Below are 17764 nucleotides of genomic sequence, written 5' to 3' on the forward strand. Positions count from 1 at the left end.
ACCTATACAGCATCCGACTCACTGGAACTAACATTCTGCGTTTCAGCTTCCCTTCGCACTGCAGCGCGCGAGACCGACCAATATCTCTGCAGCCGGTATATAGCACTGTGGAGTACCCGAGCAACTGGCCTTGCTGGAGGCGTGGGCCAGTTGAAATCAGGTCTGCCGTCACCGGCAAGCTCCCGCTCGACCTGCACCGCTGGCCGGGATGAACCCCGGCCTTCCACACCATCCACCGTCCAGCTTCTAGCTTGCGGCTCAAGGATTCTCCCGCAACCATTGCCCCAGCAGGCTGCGCTCCTCGGGGGTGATGCCGGTCATGTTGCCGAGCGGCATGTACTGAGTATTCACAGCAGCCTGCTGCACCTTGGCACTGTGCTGTTTCAGCTGCTGCAGATTTTCCAGGGTGATGCCGGCTGGCGGCGCCTGAAAGGCCGGGCTGCTCGGCTGGGCTGCATGGCAGGCTATGCAGTGGGTGGCCAACAGCTGTTGCACCTCGGCATCGGCTACCGGTGTGACGGCTACCGGCTCACCCTGGCTATCTACGGCCGGCGCAGGCGCTTCGGGCGCACTGGGTGCCATCGCCCAGATCAATAGCAGGGTTGCCAATGCGCTGATGACGAGGATCGACGGCTTGGTGATGTGCTGGTGGCGCAGGTTGAAGAAGTGCCGCGCGTAGGCGGTGATAGCGCCGATGGCAGCCAGCACGGCCCAGCCGTATTCGTGGCCGTAGAACATCGGATAGTGGTTGCTGATCATGATGAAAATGACCGGCAGCGTCAGGTAGTTGTTGTGGCGCGAGCGCACCATGGCGCGTTGCGCCAGCATGACCACGTGATCATCCGGTTTGCGGCCTTCCTCTACCGCGCTGACCAGCGCGCGCTGCGCCGGCACGATGCCGAGGAACACGTTGGCCACCATGATGGTACCGATCACTGCCCCAACGTGAATGAACGCACCGCGCCCGGCAAATACCTGGAACATGCCCCAGGACACACCGACCAGTATCAGAAACAGCACCACACCAAAGGCCAGGCCGTGCTTGGCCAAGGGGCTGCGGATCAGCGCCTCGTAAATCGCCATCACCCCCAGCAGGGTACCCATACCGATGGCGATGGCGCCAAAAGTGCTGAGCTCCAGCTTGCTCGGGTCGACCAGATAGCCGGGATTGCCGAAGTAGTAGACCGCAAACAGCAACGCCAGACCGCTCATCAGGGTGCTGTAGGCCTCCCATTTGAACCAGTGCAGCTCGGTGGGCATCTTTTCCGGGCCAACGTGATACTTGGCGACCTCGTAAAAGCCGCCACCGTGAATCGCCCAGAGGTCACCCTTGATGCCTTTCTGCTTCTTCCATTCCGGCGGCTCGCGCAGGTTGTTGTCGAGCCAGATGAAGTAGAAGGAGGCGCCGATCCAGGCTACGCCGGCGATCACATGGAACCAGCGGATGATCAGACTCAGCCATTCAGCCAGATATGCATGCATTGAGGGCAGCTCCTTTTACACTGTCGCGGTCATACCGGCACTGCCCGGCAATATAGGTACGGCGGATGGCGCGGTCGTCACCCAGGATCATCAGATCGAACAGCATGGCCTGCAGCGCACGCTCGGGCTCGTGCTTGAGGCGCAGTGCCGGGCTGGCGCTGCGATCGAGAATCAGAAAGTCGGCGTATTTGCCCGGCGCCAGGTTGCCGGTGCTGTCGTCCTGATGCAGCACGCGGGCATTGCCCAGGGTCGCCATGTAGAAGGCCTGAAACGGATTCAGGCTCTGGCCGCGCAGCTGGCAGACCTTGTAGGCCTCGGCCATGGTGGCAAGCATCGACAGGCTGGTGCCGCCGCCCACGTCGGTGGCCAGGCCTACCTCCACCTCTGCCGCGCGAGCGCTGGCCAGATCGAACAGACCACTGCCGAGGAAGGTGTTGGAGGTGGGGCAGAAGGCGATGCGGGTGCCGGTTTCCGCCAGCCGAGCGCGGTCGCCGTCGTCGATGTGAATGCCGTGCGCCAGCACGCTGCGCGCGCCCAGCAGGCCAAAGTGGTCGTACACATCCAGATAGCTGCTGCGCTCGGGGAACAGCTCCTTGATCCAGGCGATCTCGGCGTGGTTCTCGGCCCAGTGGGTCTGCATCAATACGTCGGGGTATTCGGCGAGCAACTGGCCGGCGTAGGTCAGCTGCTGCGCCGTGGAGGTCGCGGCAAAGCGCGGGGTGACGGCGTAGCGCTGGCGACCCTGGCCGTGCCAGCGCTCGATCAGCTCGCGGCTCTCCTGGTAACTGGCCTCGGTCTCATCGCGCACGCCATCCGGGGCGTGGCAATCCATCATCACCTTGCCGCTGGTGATCGCCATGTTGTAGCCCTCAGCGGCGCTGAACAGCGCTTCGGCGGCGACCTTGTGCGAGGTGCTGAACACCAGCGCCGAGGTAGTACCGTGGGTCAGCAGCAGGTCGAGAAACAGCTGCGACTGATCCGCCGCCCAGGCGGCATCGGCAAAGCGCGCTTCGGTGGGGAAGGTATAGGTCTCCAGCCACTCCAGCAGTTGGGTACCGTAGCTCGCCAGCACCGCCAGTTGCGGCATGTGTACGTGGGTATCGATCAGTCCGGGGATGATCAGGCTGTCCGGATACTGCTCTACCTCGGTGCCAGCCGGCAGGCGGGGCAGCAGCTCCGCCGCCGCGCCGTTGGCCAGCACGCGACCCTCGGCGACCACCAGCAGGCCATCAGCGTGATACTCATGGGCGCTCGGGTCGGGCGCGTTCAGGCCCGGCTCGGCAATAAAGTGCAACAGCGGGCCGCGAACGGCTGTGCAGCCAGCCGGGAAGGGCGCCGCAGTGGTATTGGTAGCGGTCATCAGCTCCCCCGGTAAGTCGAGTAGCCCCACTGGTTCAGCAGCAGCGGCACGTGGTAATGGGCAGTGGTATCGGTCAGCTTGAAGGCGATGGTCACGGCCGGATAGAAGCACTCCAGGCCCTGCTGCGCGTAGTAACCGTCGGTATCGAAGGTCAGCCGGTAGACACCGGCCGGGGCCTCGCTGCCAAAGCCGTTGAGCACGCGGCCGTCAGCATCGGTAGTGGCCTCGGCCAGAGTCTGCCAGCCGCTGTCGGTCTGACGCTCCAGGGTGATGGCGACGCCGGCAGCCGGGCAGCCGCCGCCGAGATCCAGAATGTGGGTAGTGATCGGACTCTTGGTGCTCATAGCAGTTTATCCAGACGAATATGGGTGATCTTGGCCTGCTCCGCAGCGGCGATGCGGATTTCCTCTTCGCGGGTATTGGGCAGGCGTTGTTCCAGTAGTTCCAGCATCTGCTCGGCGCTTTTGCCGGTGGCGCAGACGATGAAGATGAAGCCGAATTTAGTGTGGTAGGCGTCGTTGCCTTCCTTCAGCCGTTGCAGCACGGCGTCGGGTGCCACCCGCGCGCCGGACTGCTCGCCGCTGGCCAGCGCCTCGGTGCTGGCGTACTTGGCTTTCAGGCTCTTGATATCGCCGATCTTCGGATGCGCCTCAAAGGCCACCAGCCAGTCGGTCTCGTGCAGGTTGGGCCAGAGCGCGCGGGCGGTGCCGTGCAGCGCTTCGGCCGAGGCGTAGGGGCGCGACTCGACCATGGGCTGGGCCCAGGCATCCGCCGCGCAGCAGTCGCGAAACAGGGTAAGGGCGTCTGCCGCCGGTAGTGCGTTGAGTTCTTGCAGCGTCATTTCGCCTCCACGGGCGGGGTATTGGGGCTGGCCTCGGTGACCTCAGCCTGTTTCATCAGATCGCGCAGCGCGGGCCAGCTGACACCGCGGCGACGGGCAGGTGGCGTCGCCACGGCGGCAAGACTGAGTAGCTCGGCGCTGATCGATACGGCCACTTCCATGGGGCGTTTGCCAGGCACGTCGGAGCGCCCGACCGGGCAGCGGATGCTGTCGATCTGCGCTTCACTGTAGCCACGGTGCAGCAGCCGCTGACGGAAGCGCTCGGCCTTGGTCTGCGAGCCGATCAAGCCGACGCTGGCGGCATGGCCGGCATTCAGCAGCGCGCGGCACAGGTCGTAATCCAGTTGATGGTTATGCGTCAGAATCAGCACGTGGCTGTCGGCGCAGAGTTCGGCGACATCGGCCACTGGGTCGTCGGTATGGTGGCGGCGCACGTTGGCCGGTATCTCCGCCGGAAACGTCTCCGCGCGCGAATCCACCCAGGTCACCTGCCACGGCAACTGGCCCATGATGGCCATCAGCGCCTGGGCCACATGCCCGGCGCCGAACACCACCAGGCGCGCATCGCTGCCGCGCTGACCTTCCAGCAGCACTGAAACACTGCCGCCGCAGCACTGGCCGAGGCTGGCCCCGAGCGGGAAGTGCTCCAGCTGGGTCTCGTAACGCGCTGCCGCCAACTGCTCACGGGCCCGCGCGGTGACCAGATACTCCAGATGGCCGCCGCCGATGGTGTCGAAGGTATGCTCGCCGGTGACCACCATCTTGCTTGAGGGCTCACGCGGCACTGAGCCGGCCACGCCCACCACGGTGACCAGCACATAGGGTTCGCCGCGCCGCTCGCAGTCGGCGACGGCTTGATACCAGAGCATGCGTTTGTCCATCACGAGGCCTCCTGCTCGACGCTGGCCCAGCGGCGGGCCGCATTGACCGCCGCGAGCATGCGCTCGGGCGTGGCCGGGGTATCCAGCGGCGGGCTGTAACGGTAGTCATTGAGGCTGGCCACCGCGTCGCGCAGCGCGCTCCACACGGCGATACCGAGCATCAGCGGTGGCTCGCCGACGGCCTTGGAGCGGAACACCGTGGCCTCGCGGTTGGGGCTGGCCGGCAGCAGGTTGACGCGCAGATCGGGCGGCGTGTCGCTCACCGCCGGAATCTTGTAGGTGGCAGGGCCAGTGGTCATCAGCCGGCCCTCGTCGCTGTACACCAGCTCTTCGGTGGTCAGCCAGCCCATGCCCTGCACAAAACCGCCTTCGATCTGGCCGATGTCGATAGCCGGATTCAGCGACTGCCCCACGTCGTGCAGGATGTCGGTGCGCAGCACGCGGTACTCACCGGTGAGGGTATCGAGCACCACCTCGGAGCAGGCCGCGCCGTTGGCGTAGTAGAGGAACGGATGGCCCTGGCCGGTGGCAAAGTCGTAGTGAATCTTCGGCGTGGCGTAGAAGCCGCTGGACGACAGCGACACGCGGTTCATGTAGGCCTTCTGCACAAACTCGGCCCAGTCCAGCCGCGCTTCACCGGCGACCACCTGATTGTTCTCGAAACGCACCTGTTCGGGCTTGCACCCATACTGCTCGGCAGCAAAGGCCACCAGACCGGCCTTGATCTTCTCGCAGGCATCCAGCGCCGCCATGCCGTTGAGGTCGGAGCCGGAAGACGCCGCAGTCGGCGAGGTGTTGGGGACCTTGTCGGTGCGCGTGGCCGAGACCTTGACCTTGTCGACATCCACCTGGAACGCCGCCGCGACCACCTGCGCAATCTTGATGTACAGGCCCTGGCCCATCTCGGTGCCGCCGTGGTTCACGTGCAGGCTGCCGTCGGTATAGATCAGCACGAGCGCGCCGGCCTGATTCAGATGCTTGGCGGTAAAGGAGATGCCGAACTTCACCGGCGTCAGCGCCAGCCCACGCTTGAGAATCGGGCTCTGCTGGTTGAACGCGGTGATCTCCTCGCGGCGCGTACGGTAGTCCGAACTCGCCTCCAGCTGCGCCACCAGCTCCGGCAGTATGTGCTGCTCGATCACCTGACCGTAATGGGTGGTGTCGCGGCCGGGGCGATAGAGGTTGTGCTTGCGCACATCCAGCGGGTCGAGCTGCAGATGGCGGGCGATATCATCCACCGCCTGCTCGATCACCATCATGCCCTGCGGCCCGCCGAAGCCGCGGAAGGCGGTGTTCGAGACCGTGTGCGTCTTGCAGCAATGCCCGGTAACGCGCGCCTGATCCAGGTAGTAGCCGTTGTCGGAGTGGAACATGGCGCGCTCGACAATGGCGTTGGACAGGTCCGGCGAGAAGCCGCAGCGGCCGGCCACTATGATCTCGGCGCCCTGAATCAGGCCCTGATCATCAAAGCCGATGTCGTAGGTATTGAGAAAGTCATGGCGCTTGCCGGTCTGCACCATGTCGTCAGGCCGGGACAGGCGGTACTTCACCGGCTTGCCGGTGACATTGGCCAGCAAGGCGGCAACACAGCCCAGCGCCGCAGCCTGGGTTTCCTTGCCGCCAAAGCCGCCGCCCATGCGGCGTACCTCGGTCTGGACTGAGTGAATCGGCAGGCCAAGCACCTCGGCCACCAGTTTCTGTACCTCGGAGGGATGCTGGCTGGAGGTATGTACAAACATGCCGCCGTCTTCCTGCGGCTCGGCCAGAGCGGCCTGGCTTTCCAGATAGAAGTGCTCCTGGCCGCCGACATTGATTTCGCCCTGCAGGCGATGCGGCGCCTGGGCCAGCGCCTGATCCGGGTCGCCGCGCTGCTGGGTGTGGCTGGGCCGCACAAAGAAGGATTTATCCAGCGCCTCGCGGGTATTGAGGATCGCCGGCAAGGTTTCGTATTCGACCTTGGCCAGCCGCGCAGCCTTGCGCGCAGCGCTATGGCTGGTGGCGGCTACCGCAAAGATCGGCTGTCCAATGTGCTCGACCAGCTCGCTGGCCAGCACCGGGTCACCGGGGAACACCGGGCCGATGTCGGTGTGGCCGGGCACATCGGCCAGGGTGATCACGGCAACCACGCCGGGATAGGCGCGCACCGCGCTCAGATCCATGCTCAGCACCCGGGCATGGGCCTGCTCGCTGTGGCCGACGGCCGCGTGCAGCAGGCCTTCCGGCTCGCGCAGATCGTCAATATAACGGGCCTGACCACGGACGTGCAGCCAGGCGCTGTCGTGCAGCGCGCTCTGACCGGCGATGCCCACGGCCTGGCCGCTTTGGCGGGAGATATCACGGGGTAGCTTACGCATAGTCGGTCACCATCAGTGCAGCGCCGCCGCTGGTGGGCGCGCGGTATTCGTAGAGGGCTCGGAGCAACAGGTTGCCGGCCACCTGCTGGCGGTAGGCGGCCGAGGCGCGCACATCCGACATGGGGGTGAAATCCTGCGCCAGCGCGGCAGCCGCTGCCTTGACTGCCGGCTCGGCAAAGCGCTGGCCGCGAAGTGCCGCTTCTGCGGCCAGGGCACGTTTGGGGATACCCGCCATGCCGCCATAGGCCAGGCGGCAGTCCGCAATCTGCTCGCCGTCCAGACGCAGCCAGAACGCGGCCAGCACGGCAGAGATATCGTCATCCAGGCGCTTGGAAATCTTGTAGATGAACAGCCGCTCGTTGGCGGCTGGCTTGGCCACGCGCACCGCGCGGATGAACTCGCCGGGCTGCAGGGCGGTTTTCTTATAATCCAGAAAGAAATCTTCCAGCGCCAGCCAGCGGCTACCGTCGGTGCCGTCCAGCTGCAGCTCGGCGCCCAGGGCGATCAGCGGCGGCGGCATATCGCCAATCGGCGAGGCATTGCCGATATTTCCGCCCAGGGTGCCGCGATTGCGAATCTGCAGCGAACCCAGACGTTCGAGCATGGGCGCGAAGGCCGGCCAGTACTGATTGAGCAAGGGCCCGAACTCGACATAGCGCAGGGCCGACCCGATGGTCAGGTTTTGCTCGTCCTGCTCCAGCTCATGCAGCTCGGCCACCTGCTCGACAGAAATCAGCTGCGGCAGGGTCTTCAGCTGCTGGGTAATTTCCAGCGCCAGATCGGTGCTGCCAGCGACCAGCCGCGCCTGCGGATTCGCCGCCAGCTGCGCGCGCAGGTCAGCGAGCGATAGCGGCGCAGTAAAGCGGTTACCTGCCTCATCCTGCAGCACCGCCGCCTGCTGGCTGGCGGCCTTGAACTCGGCGCTGGCAGCCGGGCTGAACAGCGCGTTGCCGTCCCACTGCTGCACGCTATCTACCAACGTGCGCGCACCCGCCTCAACGATCGGACGGTAACCGGTACAACGGCACAGGTTACCGGCCAGCGCCTCCATCAACTGGTGTGCGTTGGCACTGCTGCCGGCACCCGCCACCTGCTGATGCAGACCCACCAGCGACATGACGATACCGGGCGTACAGAAGCCGCACTGCGAACCGTTGCATTCGACCATGGCGGTCTGGACCGGGTGCGCCGGCTCCTGCTGCAACGCATCCACGGTCACCAGGTGCTTGCCGTGCAAGGCGCCGACCAGGCCAATGCAGCTATTCATGGCCACATACTGCCATTGGTCCTGCGCATCCAGACTGCCCAGCAGCACGGTGCAGGCGCCACAATCACCCGAGGCGCAGCCCTCTTTTGTGCCGCAAAGCCGCATTTTGGTGCGCAGCCAGTCTAAAATGCTCAGGTTTGGGTCAGTCTGGTCAAGTTTTTGCGGCTGCCCATTTAGATAAAACTCAATCACTGTCGTCTCCGCGCTATCCACGATTCGCCGGTTTCCGGCGGGAGGTCTGCTCCAGTGCCTATATAGGGCCGGTGCAGGCTATGCGTTGGTATTTGCAAAAACTTGACCAACTAGTCTGAAAATATGATTTTTTATATTTTCGCGCTTTTGGCAAGCAAATTGCTCACAGACAAAATGTTGATTGGTTGGTCAGTTTATTTTAATTGAGGATGCTGAATGGCAACCGCAGAACGCTTGAGACTGGAAAACATCGTTAAGGAGTACCCCGGCTGCCGGGCAAACGACGGTGTCCACCTGTCAGTCCAGGCCGGTGAAATACACGCCCTGCTGGGTGAGAACGGCGCAGGCAAGAGCACCCTGATGAAGATCATCTACGGAGTGATCCAGCCCGACGCCGGCAGCATTACCTGGAACGGGCACCCGCTCACCTTGCAAGGACCGGCCCACGCCCGCGAACTGGGTATTGGCATGGTCTTCCAGCATTTCTCGCTGTTTGAAACGCTCACCGTCGCCGAGAACATCGCGCTCAGTCTGCCTGCCGCCCAGGCGCGTGATCGTAGCAAGCTGGATGCGCGCATTCGTGAAGTCTCCGAGCATTACGGCATGGCGCTCGACCCACGGCGCTTCGTCAACACCCTGTCGATTGGCGAGCGCCAGCGCGTCGAAATCGTCCGCTGTCTTATTCAGGATAGCTCGTTGCTGATTCTTGACGAGCCCACCTCGGTCCTTACCCCACAGGAAGTACAGGTGCTGTTCCGCACCCTGCGCCAACTGTCGAAGGAAGGCTGCAGCATTCTGTTTATCAGCCACAAGCTGCAGGAAGTGCGTGACCTCTGCCACCGCGCCACGGTATTGCGCCAGGGCCGGGTAACCGGTGAGTGCAATCCCGGCGAGATTACCACTGACGATATCGCCCGCATGATGGTCGGTAACGAAACGCCGCTGTCGACCCAGGTCGACCCCAGCGAGCCCGGTGAGCTGCTGCTGCAGGCCGACAACCTGAACTACCAGACCCGCGACCCCTTCGGCACCAGCCTCGAGAACATCAGCATGGCGCTGCGCGCCGGCGAGATCGTCGGTATTGCCGGGGTAGCCGGCAACGGCCAGGACGAGCTGCTGCGGGCGCTGTCTGGCGAGGTCAACGTCAGCCACAACAGCCTGCAGCTCAAAGGCATCAGCATCGGCGATACCGGCCCGGCGGTACGCCGTGGCCTGGGCGTTGCCGTGGTGCCGGAAGAGCGCCTGGGCCGCGGCGCGGTGCCGTCCATGTCGCTGGTCGATAACAGTCTGCTGACCGCCTCCGGCCAGGGCCTGACCAGCAAGGGCTGGGTCAGCCTTGGCAAGGTGCGCGAGTATGCCAGCCGGGTAGTCGAGCAATTTGGCGTGCGTACCGCCAGTATCGACAGCGCTGCGACCAGCCTGTCGGGCGGCAACCTGCAAAAATTCATCATCGGCCGTGAGGCCTTGCAGCAGCCCAAGCTGCTGGTCGCCTCGCACCCGACCTGGGGCGTGGACGTGGGCTCCGCCGTGGCGATTCACGAGGCGCTGGTCAAACTGCGTGACGACGGCGCCGCGGTGCTGCTGATCTCCGAGGACCTGGACGAGCTGTTCCAGCTGTGTGGCCGCATGGGCGCGATCTGTGCCGGCAAGCTGTCCCCGCTGGTGCCCACCAGCGAACTCACCATTGAGAAACTCGGCCAATGGATGGCCGGCGACTTCCCTGCTACCACCGCTACACCTCTGGAGAACAACCATGCTGTCGCTTGAGCGTCGCGCCGTCGACTCCCGCGCCATGCAATGGGCTTCTCCTTTGCTGGCATTGGTTCTTACTGTTATTACCGGGCTGTTCCTGTTCATGGCACTCGGCAAGGACCCGATCGAAGGCCTGACCTTCTTTTTCCTGATCCCGCTGAGCGATGCCCAGGGCTGGGCCGAACTTGGGTTGAAGATGGCGCCGCTGCTGCTCTGCGCCGCCGGGCTGACCATCTGTTACCGCGCCAAGATCTGGAACATCGGCGCCGAGGGCCACTTCCTCATGGGTTCGCTGTGGGCCAGCGTCGCGGCGCTGCAGCTCAGCTCGCAAAGCGGTTTCTGGGTGCTGCCCGTAGTCCTGCTGGCCGGCATTATTGCCGGTGCACTCTGGGCACTGCTGGCCGGGGTGTTGAAGACGCAGTTTCACTGCAACGAAATCCTCACCACCATCATGCTCAATTACATCGCCCTGAACCTGCTGTTGTACGCAGTGCACGGCCCGTTGAAAGACCCCTACGGCTTTGGCTTTCCGCAGTCGGAAATGTTTGCCGCCGCGGCGCTGCTGCCCAAGCTGATCCCCGATACCCGCCTGCACATTGGCCTGCTGTTTGCGCTGCTGGCCGCCGTGGCCGTGGGCGTGCTGTTTGCGCGTACCTTCATCGGCTTTCAGCTCAAGGTGTTGGGGCAGGATGAGCGCGCCGCCGCCTTCGCCGGCTTCCCGGCCAAACGTCTGACCCTACTGGCGTTCATTCTGGCCGGGGGCCTGGCCGGTCTGGCGGGCGCCAGCGAGGTGACCGGGCCGCTGGGCCAGCTGGTGCCACAGGTCTCGCCGGGGTACGGCTATACCGCCATCATTGTGGTGTTTCTCGGCCGCATGCAGGCAGTGGGCATCATTCTGGCTGCCGCGCTGCTGGCGCTGACCTTCATGGGCGGCGAGATGCTGCAGATCGCGATGAACCTGCCCAAGGCGATTACCGGGCTGTTTCAGGGCTTGCTGCTGTTTTATCTGCTGACCTGTGACGCCTTTATTCACTACCGCATTCGTTTTCGCCGCGCCCCCGCGGCCAGCGCCGGGGAGGCTTGAGATGGACGCCGTACTGCTTACCAACGTATTGGCCGCCACCGTGATTGCCGGCACCCCGCTGCTGCTGGTCGCCTTGGGTGAACTGGTGTGCGAACGCTCCGGCGTACTCAACCTGGGCCAGGAAGGCATGATGCTGATGGGCGCGGTGATCGGCTTCATGGCTGCTGTCACCTCCGGCAGCCTGGCGATTGGCGTGCTGGCGGCGATGCTCGGCGGCGTCATGATGTCGATGCTGTTCGCGCTGATGGCCGTCACCCTGGCAGCCAACCAGTATGCCGCCGGCCTGGCGCTGACCATCTTCGGCGTGGGCCTCAGCTCCTTCGTCGGCAGCGGCTATGTCGGTCAGGCCATCGACGGCTTCGACAAGGTCGCCATCCCGCTGCTGTCTGACATTCCGGTACTGGGCACCGTGCTGTTCACCCAGGACATTCTGGTCTACGCCTCGCTGGTGATCTTCGTGCTGGTGTTCTGCTTTTTGCGTTACACCCGCGGCGGCCTGATCCTGCGTGCCGTCGGCGAGTCCCCCGAAGCGGCCAATGCCAACGGTCTGCGCGTATTGCAGGTGCGCTATCTGGCGGTCGCCTTTGGCGGCGCCATGGCCGGGCTGGCGGGCGCCTACCTGTCGCTGGCCTACACCCCAATGTGGACCGAAAACATGACCGCCGGGCGGGGCTGGATCGCGCTGGCGCTGGTGGTGTTCGCCACCTGGAAACCCGAACGTGTACTGCTGGGGGCCTACCTGTTTGGCGCCGCCAGCATCCTGCATTTGGTACTGCAGGGCCTTGGCTGGCAGAGCTCGACCGAGCTGCTGGCCATGCTGCCCTATGTGGTCACCATTCTGGTGCTTGTGCTGCTGTCCTGGAATCCCACCCGGACGCGGCTCAACACACCGCTATCAATCGGCCAACCTTATAGGCCGAGCAAATAACGAGTAACACCCACTATGCCAATCAAAAAACCATATCTTGGATTATTAGGAGCATTACATGAGCACAATGCGTAAAACCCTGATTGCCGCCTGCATCGCAGCCGCCTTCGTCCCTGCAGCACACGCCGAGAAGTATTTCTCCGACTCCAGCCTGTCGATCCTCTACAGCGATGACTATCAGGCGTTCGGCAAGCAGAAACGTACCGACACCTATTTCACTTTCGAGAACGCGACCGGTCACAACTGGGGCAGCACCTTCTTCTTCTTTGACCGCAATCAGGGTCACGGCAAGGACGCAGACTCTGATGACCTGTATGGCGAGTTTGCGCCTGACATGAACCTGAGCTGGGCACTGGGCAAAGACCTGAGCGTTGGTAACGTGATCAAGGACTTCACCCTGGCCGGTCAGTACGAAAATGGCGGCGGCACCAACGTCAACAACTACATGGTTGGCCCCGGCATCATCTGGAACGTCCCTGGCATGCAGTACTTCAAGACCAGCTTCTACCGCGTGTGGAACAGCGAAACCGACGACGACTATCAAGCTACTGTGGTCTGGGGCATGCCCATGGAGTTTGGCGCTACCCGCATCCTGTTCGACGGTTACATCGACTGGTCTACCGCAGAAGACGACCACAAGTCCGATTTCCACTTCAACCCGCAGCTGAAGCTGGACGTAGGTAACTACTTCAACGCGCCCAAGGTGCTGTACGCCGGTATCGAGTACTCTTACTGGAACAACAAGTACGGCCTGAACGACGACGTAATGGACACCGAAAGCGCCGTCAGTGCGCTGGTAAAATGGCACTTCTGATCGACCACAACGGCCCGGTGTAAACCGGGCCGTTGTTACCAGTACGCCCCTTGCACGGAAGACAGGACTGATGACCACCGCCACTGCCAAATCCAAGACCTACCGTCCCGGAAAGATTCGTGAGCGCAACCACGAGTTGATTCTGGCCGCAGCGGAGCAGGAATTTGCCCTGCACGGTTTTCGCGGCGCTACCATCCAAAACATTGCCGAACGTGCCGAACTACCCAAATCGAACGTGCTGTATTACTTCAGCAACAAGAAGAAGATATATGCCGCCATGTTCGACGACATTCTTGCACGCTGGAACACCCTGTTCTCCAGCGTGACCGTCGACGACGATCCCGCCGAAGCGATCGCCGCCTTCATTCGTACCAAGGTGGAGACCTCAAGAACCCACCCGTTGGCCTCGCGCCTGTTCGCCATGGAGATCATCCAGGGCGCGCCCTTTCTGATGACCCACCTGCGCACCAATATGCGCGAATGGGTGCGTGGCCGCGCCGGCGTGATGCAGCAATGGATCGACCAGGGCCGCATGGCGCCGGTCGACCCGGTGCAGCTGATTTTCCTGATCTGGTCCTCGACGCAGCACTACTCCGACTTTCAGGTACAGATTCTGATGGTCGAGAACAAGGCCGAATACGAGCAGAAAGACTTTGACCACGCGGCCGACTTTCTCACCGAAGTAATACTGCGCGGCTGTGGCCTCGAGCCGCCGAAAAAATGAGCGGTGTGCGCCTTGCCGACGCGGCCCCGGTGGCAATCCGCCGGCGCTGCGGCGACAATGGCAACCCCATTACCCTAACCCAACCCTAGTGTTACAGCCGGACAGCCTCTGAGCCCGCCGCGCTCCTGACCGCCGAGGTACAGATGAGCCAGTTTGCGCTGCGCGATGCAGCCATTTTCACCGTAGACCCCGATAACCGGGTCATTCCCCGTGGCACCCTGATCGTTGAGGACGGCCGCATCAGCGCCGTCGGCCCCAGCGATCAACTGATCATTCCGCCGGGTATCCCGACCATAGACGCCAGCGGCCATGCGCTGCTGCCGGGGCTGATCGACGCCCATTCGCACTCCAGCCTGATGCGCGGGGTGACCGAGAACATGCAGCTGATGGACTGGCTGCCCTACTACCAGTTGGAGCACCGCGCGCTAACCGAGGAGTACGCCTATCACTCGGCCCGCCTGTGTTATCTGGAAGCGCTGAAGAGCGGCACCACCTGCGTGATGGACATGTACCGCTTCATGCACCGCTGCGCCGAGGCCGCGGACGAGGTCGGCATTCGGGTCAATCTCGCACCCTATGTGGCCGACGAAGCGGGCAAAGACTTTTTCGCCACCCGCGCCGAGAACCGCGCGCTGATCCACAGCCACCACGGCACCCAGAACGGTCGCATACAGGTGTGGATGGGCCTGGAGCATCTGTTCTACTGCACCCCCGACGCCTACCGCGAAGCGCTGGAGTGTCAGGCTGAATATGGTGTAGGCATCCACACCCACGCCTGCGAGCAAAAGGAAGAAGACGACGCTGTCAGCGCGCATTTTGGCCGCCGCTCGATTGCCCAGCTGGATCATTACGGGATTCTCGGCGAACGCACCCTGCTGGCCCATTGCGTGTGGCTGAACGACGACGAGATCAAGCGTATCGCCGATACCGGCACCAGCATCAGCCACTGCCCGATCAGCAACGCCAAACTAGCCAGCGGCGTGGCCCGCGTACCAGAGATGCTCGCCGCCGGCATCACCGTCGGCCTGGGTACCGACGGCCCGGTATGCAACAACAGCCTGAGCCTGTTTGAGGAAATGAAGTTTGCCTCGCTGATTCAGAAAGCCACCCGGCTGGACGCCACCGTGCTGCCAGCCGATCAGATGCTGCGCATGGCCACCATCAACGGCGCACGCGCGCTGGGCCTGGGCGACCGCATCGGCTCGCTGGAGGTCGGCAAGCAGGCCGACCTGTTGCTGCTGGATCTGGCCAGCCCCAACCTGACCCCAGCGGAACTGACCAACAGTGGCGGCAATCTACTGTGGAACCTGGTATTTGCCGCCGGCACGCAGAATGTGGCCGCCGTGTGGGTCGATGGCCGCCAGCTGCTTGCCGATGGCCGCGCCACCCGCGTCAGCGAGGCCAGCCTGATCGCCGAAGCCCAGCAGCAGGGTCTGGCGCTATTTCAGCAGTGTCGCGATATCAGCCACCTGCGCACGTCCATGCTTTAAGGTCCTACGGGAGTCCATACCATGACCTCACTACCGATTATCTCCGTCGCCGGCCTGCGCAGCGACGACCCGGCTGTTCGCGCCGCCACCGCCGCCGAGCTGGGCAAGGCCTGCCGCGACGTCGGTTTTTTCTACGCCATCGACCACGGCATTCCCGAGGCCGTCATGAGCGGCGCGTTCGACAACGCCAAGACCTTCTTCGCCCTGCCGCTGGAAAGCAAGCAGGCGCTGTCGATCAAACTGTCACCGCATAACCGTGGCTACGTGGCCATGGCCGATGAAAAGCTCAATCCCGAGGCCGGCGCCGACATGAAGGAAGCCTTCAACATCGGCACCGACTTTCCCGAGGATCACCCCGAGGTGGTCGCCGGCAAGCCGTTTCGCGGAGTGAATTTCTGGCCGCCGGTAGAGGGTTGGCGCAGCGCCATGCTGGGTTACTTTGACGCCTGCCTGGATCTTGGCCGGCTGATTCACCGCGGCTTCAGCATCGACCTGGGGCTGCGCGAAGACTTCTTCGACGCGCACCTGCAAGAGCCCATCGCCACCCTGCGCATGCTGCGCTACCCGGCCAGCGCCGGTGAAATCACCCGTGAAGACGGCGGCGCCGGCGCGCACACCGATTACGGCAACGTTACCCTGCTGGCCACCGACAAGGTCGCCGGCCTGCAGGTGGCTACCCGCCAGGGCAACTGGATAGATGCGCCGCACATTCCTGGCGCCTTCGTCTGCAACATCGGCGACTGCCTGATGCGCTGGAGCAACGACACCTATGTCTCAACCCCGCACCGGGTCAAGCCGCCGGAGCAGGAGCGCTACTCGATTGCCTTCTTCCTGGAAGTCGATCCGGATGCCGTCGTCGACCCGCGCGACATAGTGCCGAACGAGCAGCCCAAGTACCCGCCGATTACCTGCGCCGAGTACCTGACACACCGCCTGAACGCCACCTACGAGCACCGCACAGACGCTGACGCAATGTAATGCCTGCGCCGTGTATCATCACGGCGCAAAACCCGTTAACCGACCTTCTTCAACGCCACCGCATTCATGCAAAAACGCAGGCCGGTCGGCGGTGGCCCATCGGGGAACACATGCCCCAGGTGCGCATCGCAGACATTGCAGGTGTTCTCCACGCGTTGCATGCCGTGGCTATTGTCCATCTTGCAAGCCACCACATTGTCTTTCAGCGGCTGGGTAAACGACGGCCAGCCGCTGTGCGATTCAAACTTGTGGCTGGCATCAAACAGCTCGGTGCCACAGCACACACAGGCGTAGATACCCGGCTCGAACAGACTGCACATCTCTGAACTGAACGCCCGCTCGGTACCCGCCTGACGGGTCACCCGGTACTCCTCCTCGCTCAACTGCGCACGCCACTCGGCCTCGCTTTTTTGTACGCGGCGCTCTGGCTCAGGGTTACCGTTGGTCGCGCGGGCAATCACATCATTCCAGTTCTGCACTTTTTCACCTCCGCAAAAATTGAACAAGTTACCTGCATAGGACTCCAAAAGCTTATCAGGGTTACCGGCGGAAAACGTGCGTCGCATCGCGCAACCCCGCCTTGCCCACATCCTCTCCAATTCAGCGGAGGCAACATGTCCAACCTGTCCAGTTACGCCGTCACCGAAAAGTGGCCAGCGACCCATCCCGAGCGCCTGCAGCTCTACTCGCTGCCAACCCCCAACGGCGTAAAAGCCTCCATCATGCTGGAGGAGATCGAGCTGGCCTATGAGCCGCATCGGGTAGATTTTGGCCGGGGCGATCAACATACGCCTGAATTCCTCTCGGTCAGCCCGAACAACAAGATCCCCGCGATTCTTGACCCCAACGGCCCCCACGGCCAGCCACTGGCGCTGTTCGAGTCCGGCGCTATCCTGCTCTATCTGGCAGAAAAAAGCGGCCAGCTGGTGCCACGCGACCCAGCCGAGCGTCTCAAGTGCATCCAATGGCTGCTTTTCCAGATCGGCGGCATAGGCCCCATGTTCGGCCAGCTCGGCTACTTCGTGAAGTTCGACGGCAAGGAAGTACAAGACCCACGCCCACGGCGACGCTACATCGATGAAACCCTGCGGTTGCTGGGTGTGCTTGACCGTCAGCTGAAAGACAAGGACTGGATCATGGGCGGCCAATACAGCATTGCCGATATCGCGGTGTTCCCTTGGATTCGGGGGATGCTGGAGTTTTATGAGGCGGGGCCACTGGTGGATTTTGAGCAGTTCACCAACGTGCGGCGGGTGTACGACGCCTTTATGGCGCGGCCCGCGGTGCAGCGGGGGTTGGATATTCCAGCGCCGGAGTAAGCCTCTGCGTGCCACTTCTGCGGTGACCGTGCACTGATCGTTCCCACGCTCTGCGTGGGAATGCAGCCTCGGACCCTCTACGGCCCTACCTGCCAACCCAACACTCTTAACGACCGCTTCCTAGCTAATTAATGTACAAACCGATAGCGCGCTTCCCGCCTATCTCGCGCGCCAAGCGGGGCCGCTTGCGCGGCAGCCCTGCGCTACTCGCCCGCATAAACGGGATTGGGGGTGCGTGGGCTCTGGTCATTCTTTGTAACGCACACTCAAACGACCGACGAGACACTCTAATCTGACC

General features: G+C 63.1%; 16 protein-coding genes. 8 read left to right on the plus strand and 8 right to left on the minus strand.

All coding sequences use genetic code 11. The annotated features are described in order from the left end of the window. Nucleotides 1-258: 258 nt before the first annotated feature. From BLU26_RS11395 to xdhA, 7 genes are read right to left on the minus strand one after another with little or no spacing between them, the layout of a single operon-like run. Nucleotides 259-1482, minus strand: coding sequence for a urate hydroxylase PuuD (locus BLU26_RS11395; protein ID WP_092286753.1), 1224 nt, complete (start codon nt 1480-1482; stop codon nt 259-261). Then, on the minus strand, nt 1463-2842 hold the full coding sequence (gene guaD / locus BLU26_RS11400; RefSeq protein WP_092286755.1) for a guanine deaminase: 1380 nt from the start codon (nt 2840-2842) through the stop codon (nt 1463-1465). The genes BLU26_RS11395 and guaD overlap by 20 nt, the downstream gene beginning before the upstream one ends. Continuing rightward, complete coding sequence (gene uraH / locus BLU26_RS11405; protein ID WP_092286757.1) at nt 2842-3186, minus strand: hydroxyisourate hydrolase; 345 nt, start codon at nt 3184-3186, stop codon at nt 2842-2844. Before uraH ends, guaD begins: the two co-directional genes overlap by 1 nt. After that, nucleotides 3183-3683, minus strand: coding sequence for a 2-oxo-4-hydroxy-4-carboxy-5-ureidoimidazoline decarboxylase (uraD, locus tag BLU26_RS11410; protein WP_092286759.1), 501 nt, complete (start codon nt 3681-3683; stop codon nt 3183-3185). The genes uraH and uraD overlap by 4 nt, the downstream gene beginning before the upstream one ends. Next, entirely contained in the window at nt 3680-4564 is an 885-nt protein-coding gene (gene xdhC, locus BLU26_RS11415) for a xanthine dehydrogenase accessory protein XdhC (protein WP_092286761.1), read from the minus strand. The genes uraD and xdhC overlap by 4 nt, the downstream gene beginning before the upstream one ends. After that, nucleotides 4564-6918 (minus strand): xanthine dehydrogenase molybdopterin binding subunit, encoded by a 2355-nt coding sequence (gene xdhB / locus BLU26_RS11420; RefSeq protein WP_092286763.1) that lies wholly within the window; start codon nt 6916-6918, stop codon nt 4564-4566. The genes xdhC and xdhB overlap by 1 nt, the downstream gene beginning before the upstream one ends. Further along, the gene (gene xdhA / locus BLU26_RS11425; RefSeq protein ID WP_092286765.1) at nt 6911-8377 is read right to left on the minus strand and encodes a xanthine dehydrogenase small subunit; all 1467 of its coding nucleotides are present in this window, start codon (nt 8375-8377) and stop codon (nt 6911-6913) included. Before xdhA ends, xdhB begins: the two co-directional genes overlap by 8 nt. 216 nt (nt 8378-8593) lie before the next feature. On the opposite strand from xdhA, the gene BLU26_RS11430 reads away from it, so the two are divergent. The 7 genes from BLU26_RS11430 to BLU26_RS11460 all read left to right on the plus strand — a co-directional run bounded on the left by BLU26_RS11430 (nt 8594) and on the right by BLU26_RS11460 (nt 16147). Then, entirely contained in the window at nt 8594-10144 is a 1551-nt protein-coding gene (locus tag BLU26_RS11430; protein WP_092286767.1) for an ABC transporter ATP-binding protein, read from the plus strand. Further along, complete coding sequence (locus BLU26_RS11435) at nt 10131-11213, plus strand: ABC transporter permease (protein ID WP_092286769.1); 1083 nt, start codon at nt 10131-10133, stop codon at nt 11211-11213. Before BLU26_RS11430 ends, BLU26_RS11435 begins: the two co-directional genes overlap by 14 nt. A gap of 1 nt (nt 11214) precedes the next feature. Beyond that, on the plus strand, nt 11215-12141 hold the full coding sequence (locus BLU26_RS11440) for an ABC transporter permease (protein ID WP_092286771.1): 927 nt from the start codon (nt 11215-11217) through the stop codon (nt 12139-12141). Nucleotides 12142-12199: 58 nt separating this feature from the next. After that, nucleotides 12200-12955 carry a hypothetical protein gene (locus BLU26_RS11445; protein WP_092286773.1) on the plus strand — a complete coding sequence of 252 codons (756 nt, stop codon included), beginning with the start codon at nt 12200-12202 and terminating at the stop codon, nt 12953-12955. A gap of 70 nt (nt 12956-13025) precedes the next feature. Further along, the gene (locus BLU26_RS11450; protein ID WP_092286775.1) at nt 13026-13679 is read left to right on the plus strand and encodes a TetR/AcrR family transcriptional regulator; all 654 of its coding nucleotides are present in this window, start codon (nt 13026-13028) and stop codon (nt 13677-13679) included. A 143-nt stretch (nt 13680-13822) separates the two neighbouring features. After that, entirely contained in the window at nt 13823-15169 is a 1347-nt protein-coding gene (locus BLU26_RS11455; RefSeq protein WP_092286777.1) for an amidohydrolase family protein, read from the plus strand. Nucleotides 15170-15190: 21 nt separating this feature from the next. Next, nucleotides 15191-16147 carry an isopenicillin N synthase family dioxygenase gene (locus tag BLU26_RS11460; protein WP_092286779.1) on the plus strand — a complete coding sequence of 319 codons (957 nt, stop codon included), beginning with the start codon at nt 15191-15193 and terminating at the stop codon, nt 16145-16147. A gap of 35 nt (nt 16148-16182) precedes the next feature. Here BLU26_RS11460 and msrB read toward each other — a convergent pair whose 3' ends face one another. Continuing rightward, complete coding sequence (gene msrB, locus BLU26_RS11465) at nt 16183-16626, minus strand: peptide-methionine (R)-S-oxide reductase MsrB (RefSeq protein WP_092288462.1); 444 nt, start codon at nt 16624-16626, stop codon at nt 16183-16185. Nucleotides 16627-16761: 135 nt separating this feature from the next. Between msrB and BLU26_RS11470 the strand changes: the two genes are divergently transcribed. Then, on the plus strand, nt 16762-17466 hold the full coding sequence (locus BLU26_RS11470) for a glutathione binding-like protein (protein ID WP_092286781.1): 705 nt from the start codon (nt 16762-16764) through the stop codon (nt 17464-17466). Nucleotides 17467-17764: the final 298 nt, after the last annotated feature.

Origin of the sequence: Halopseudomonas sabulinigri, assembly GCF_900105255.1 — a bacterium.
GTDB lineage: Bacteria > Pseudomonadota > Gammaproteobacteria > Pseudomonadales > Pseudomonadaceae > Halopseudomonas > Halopseudomonas sabulinigri.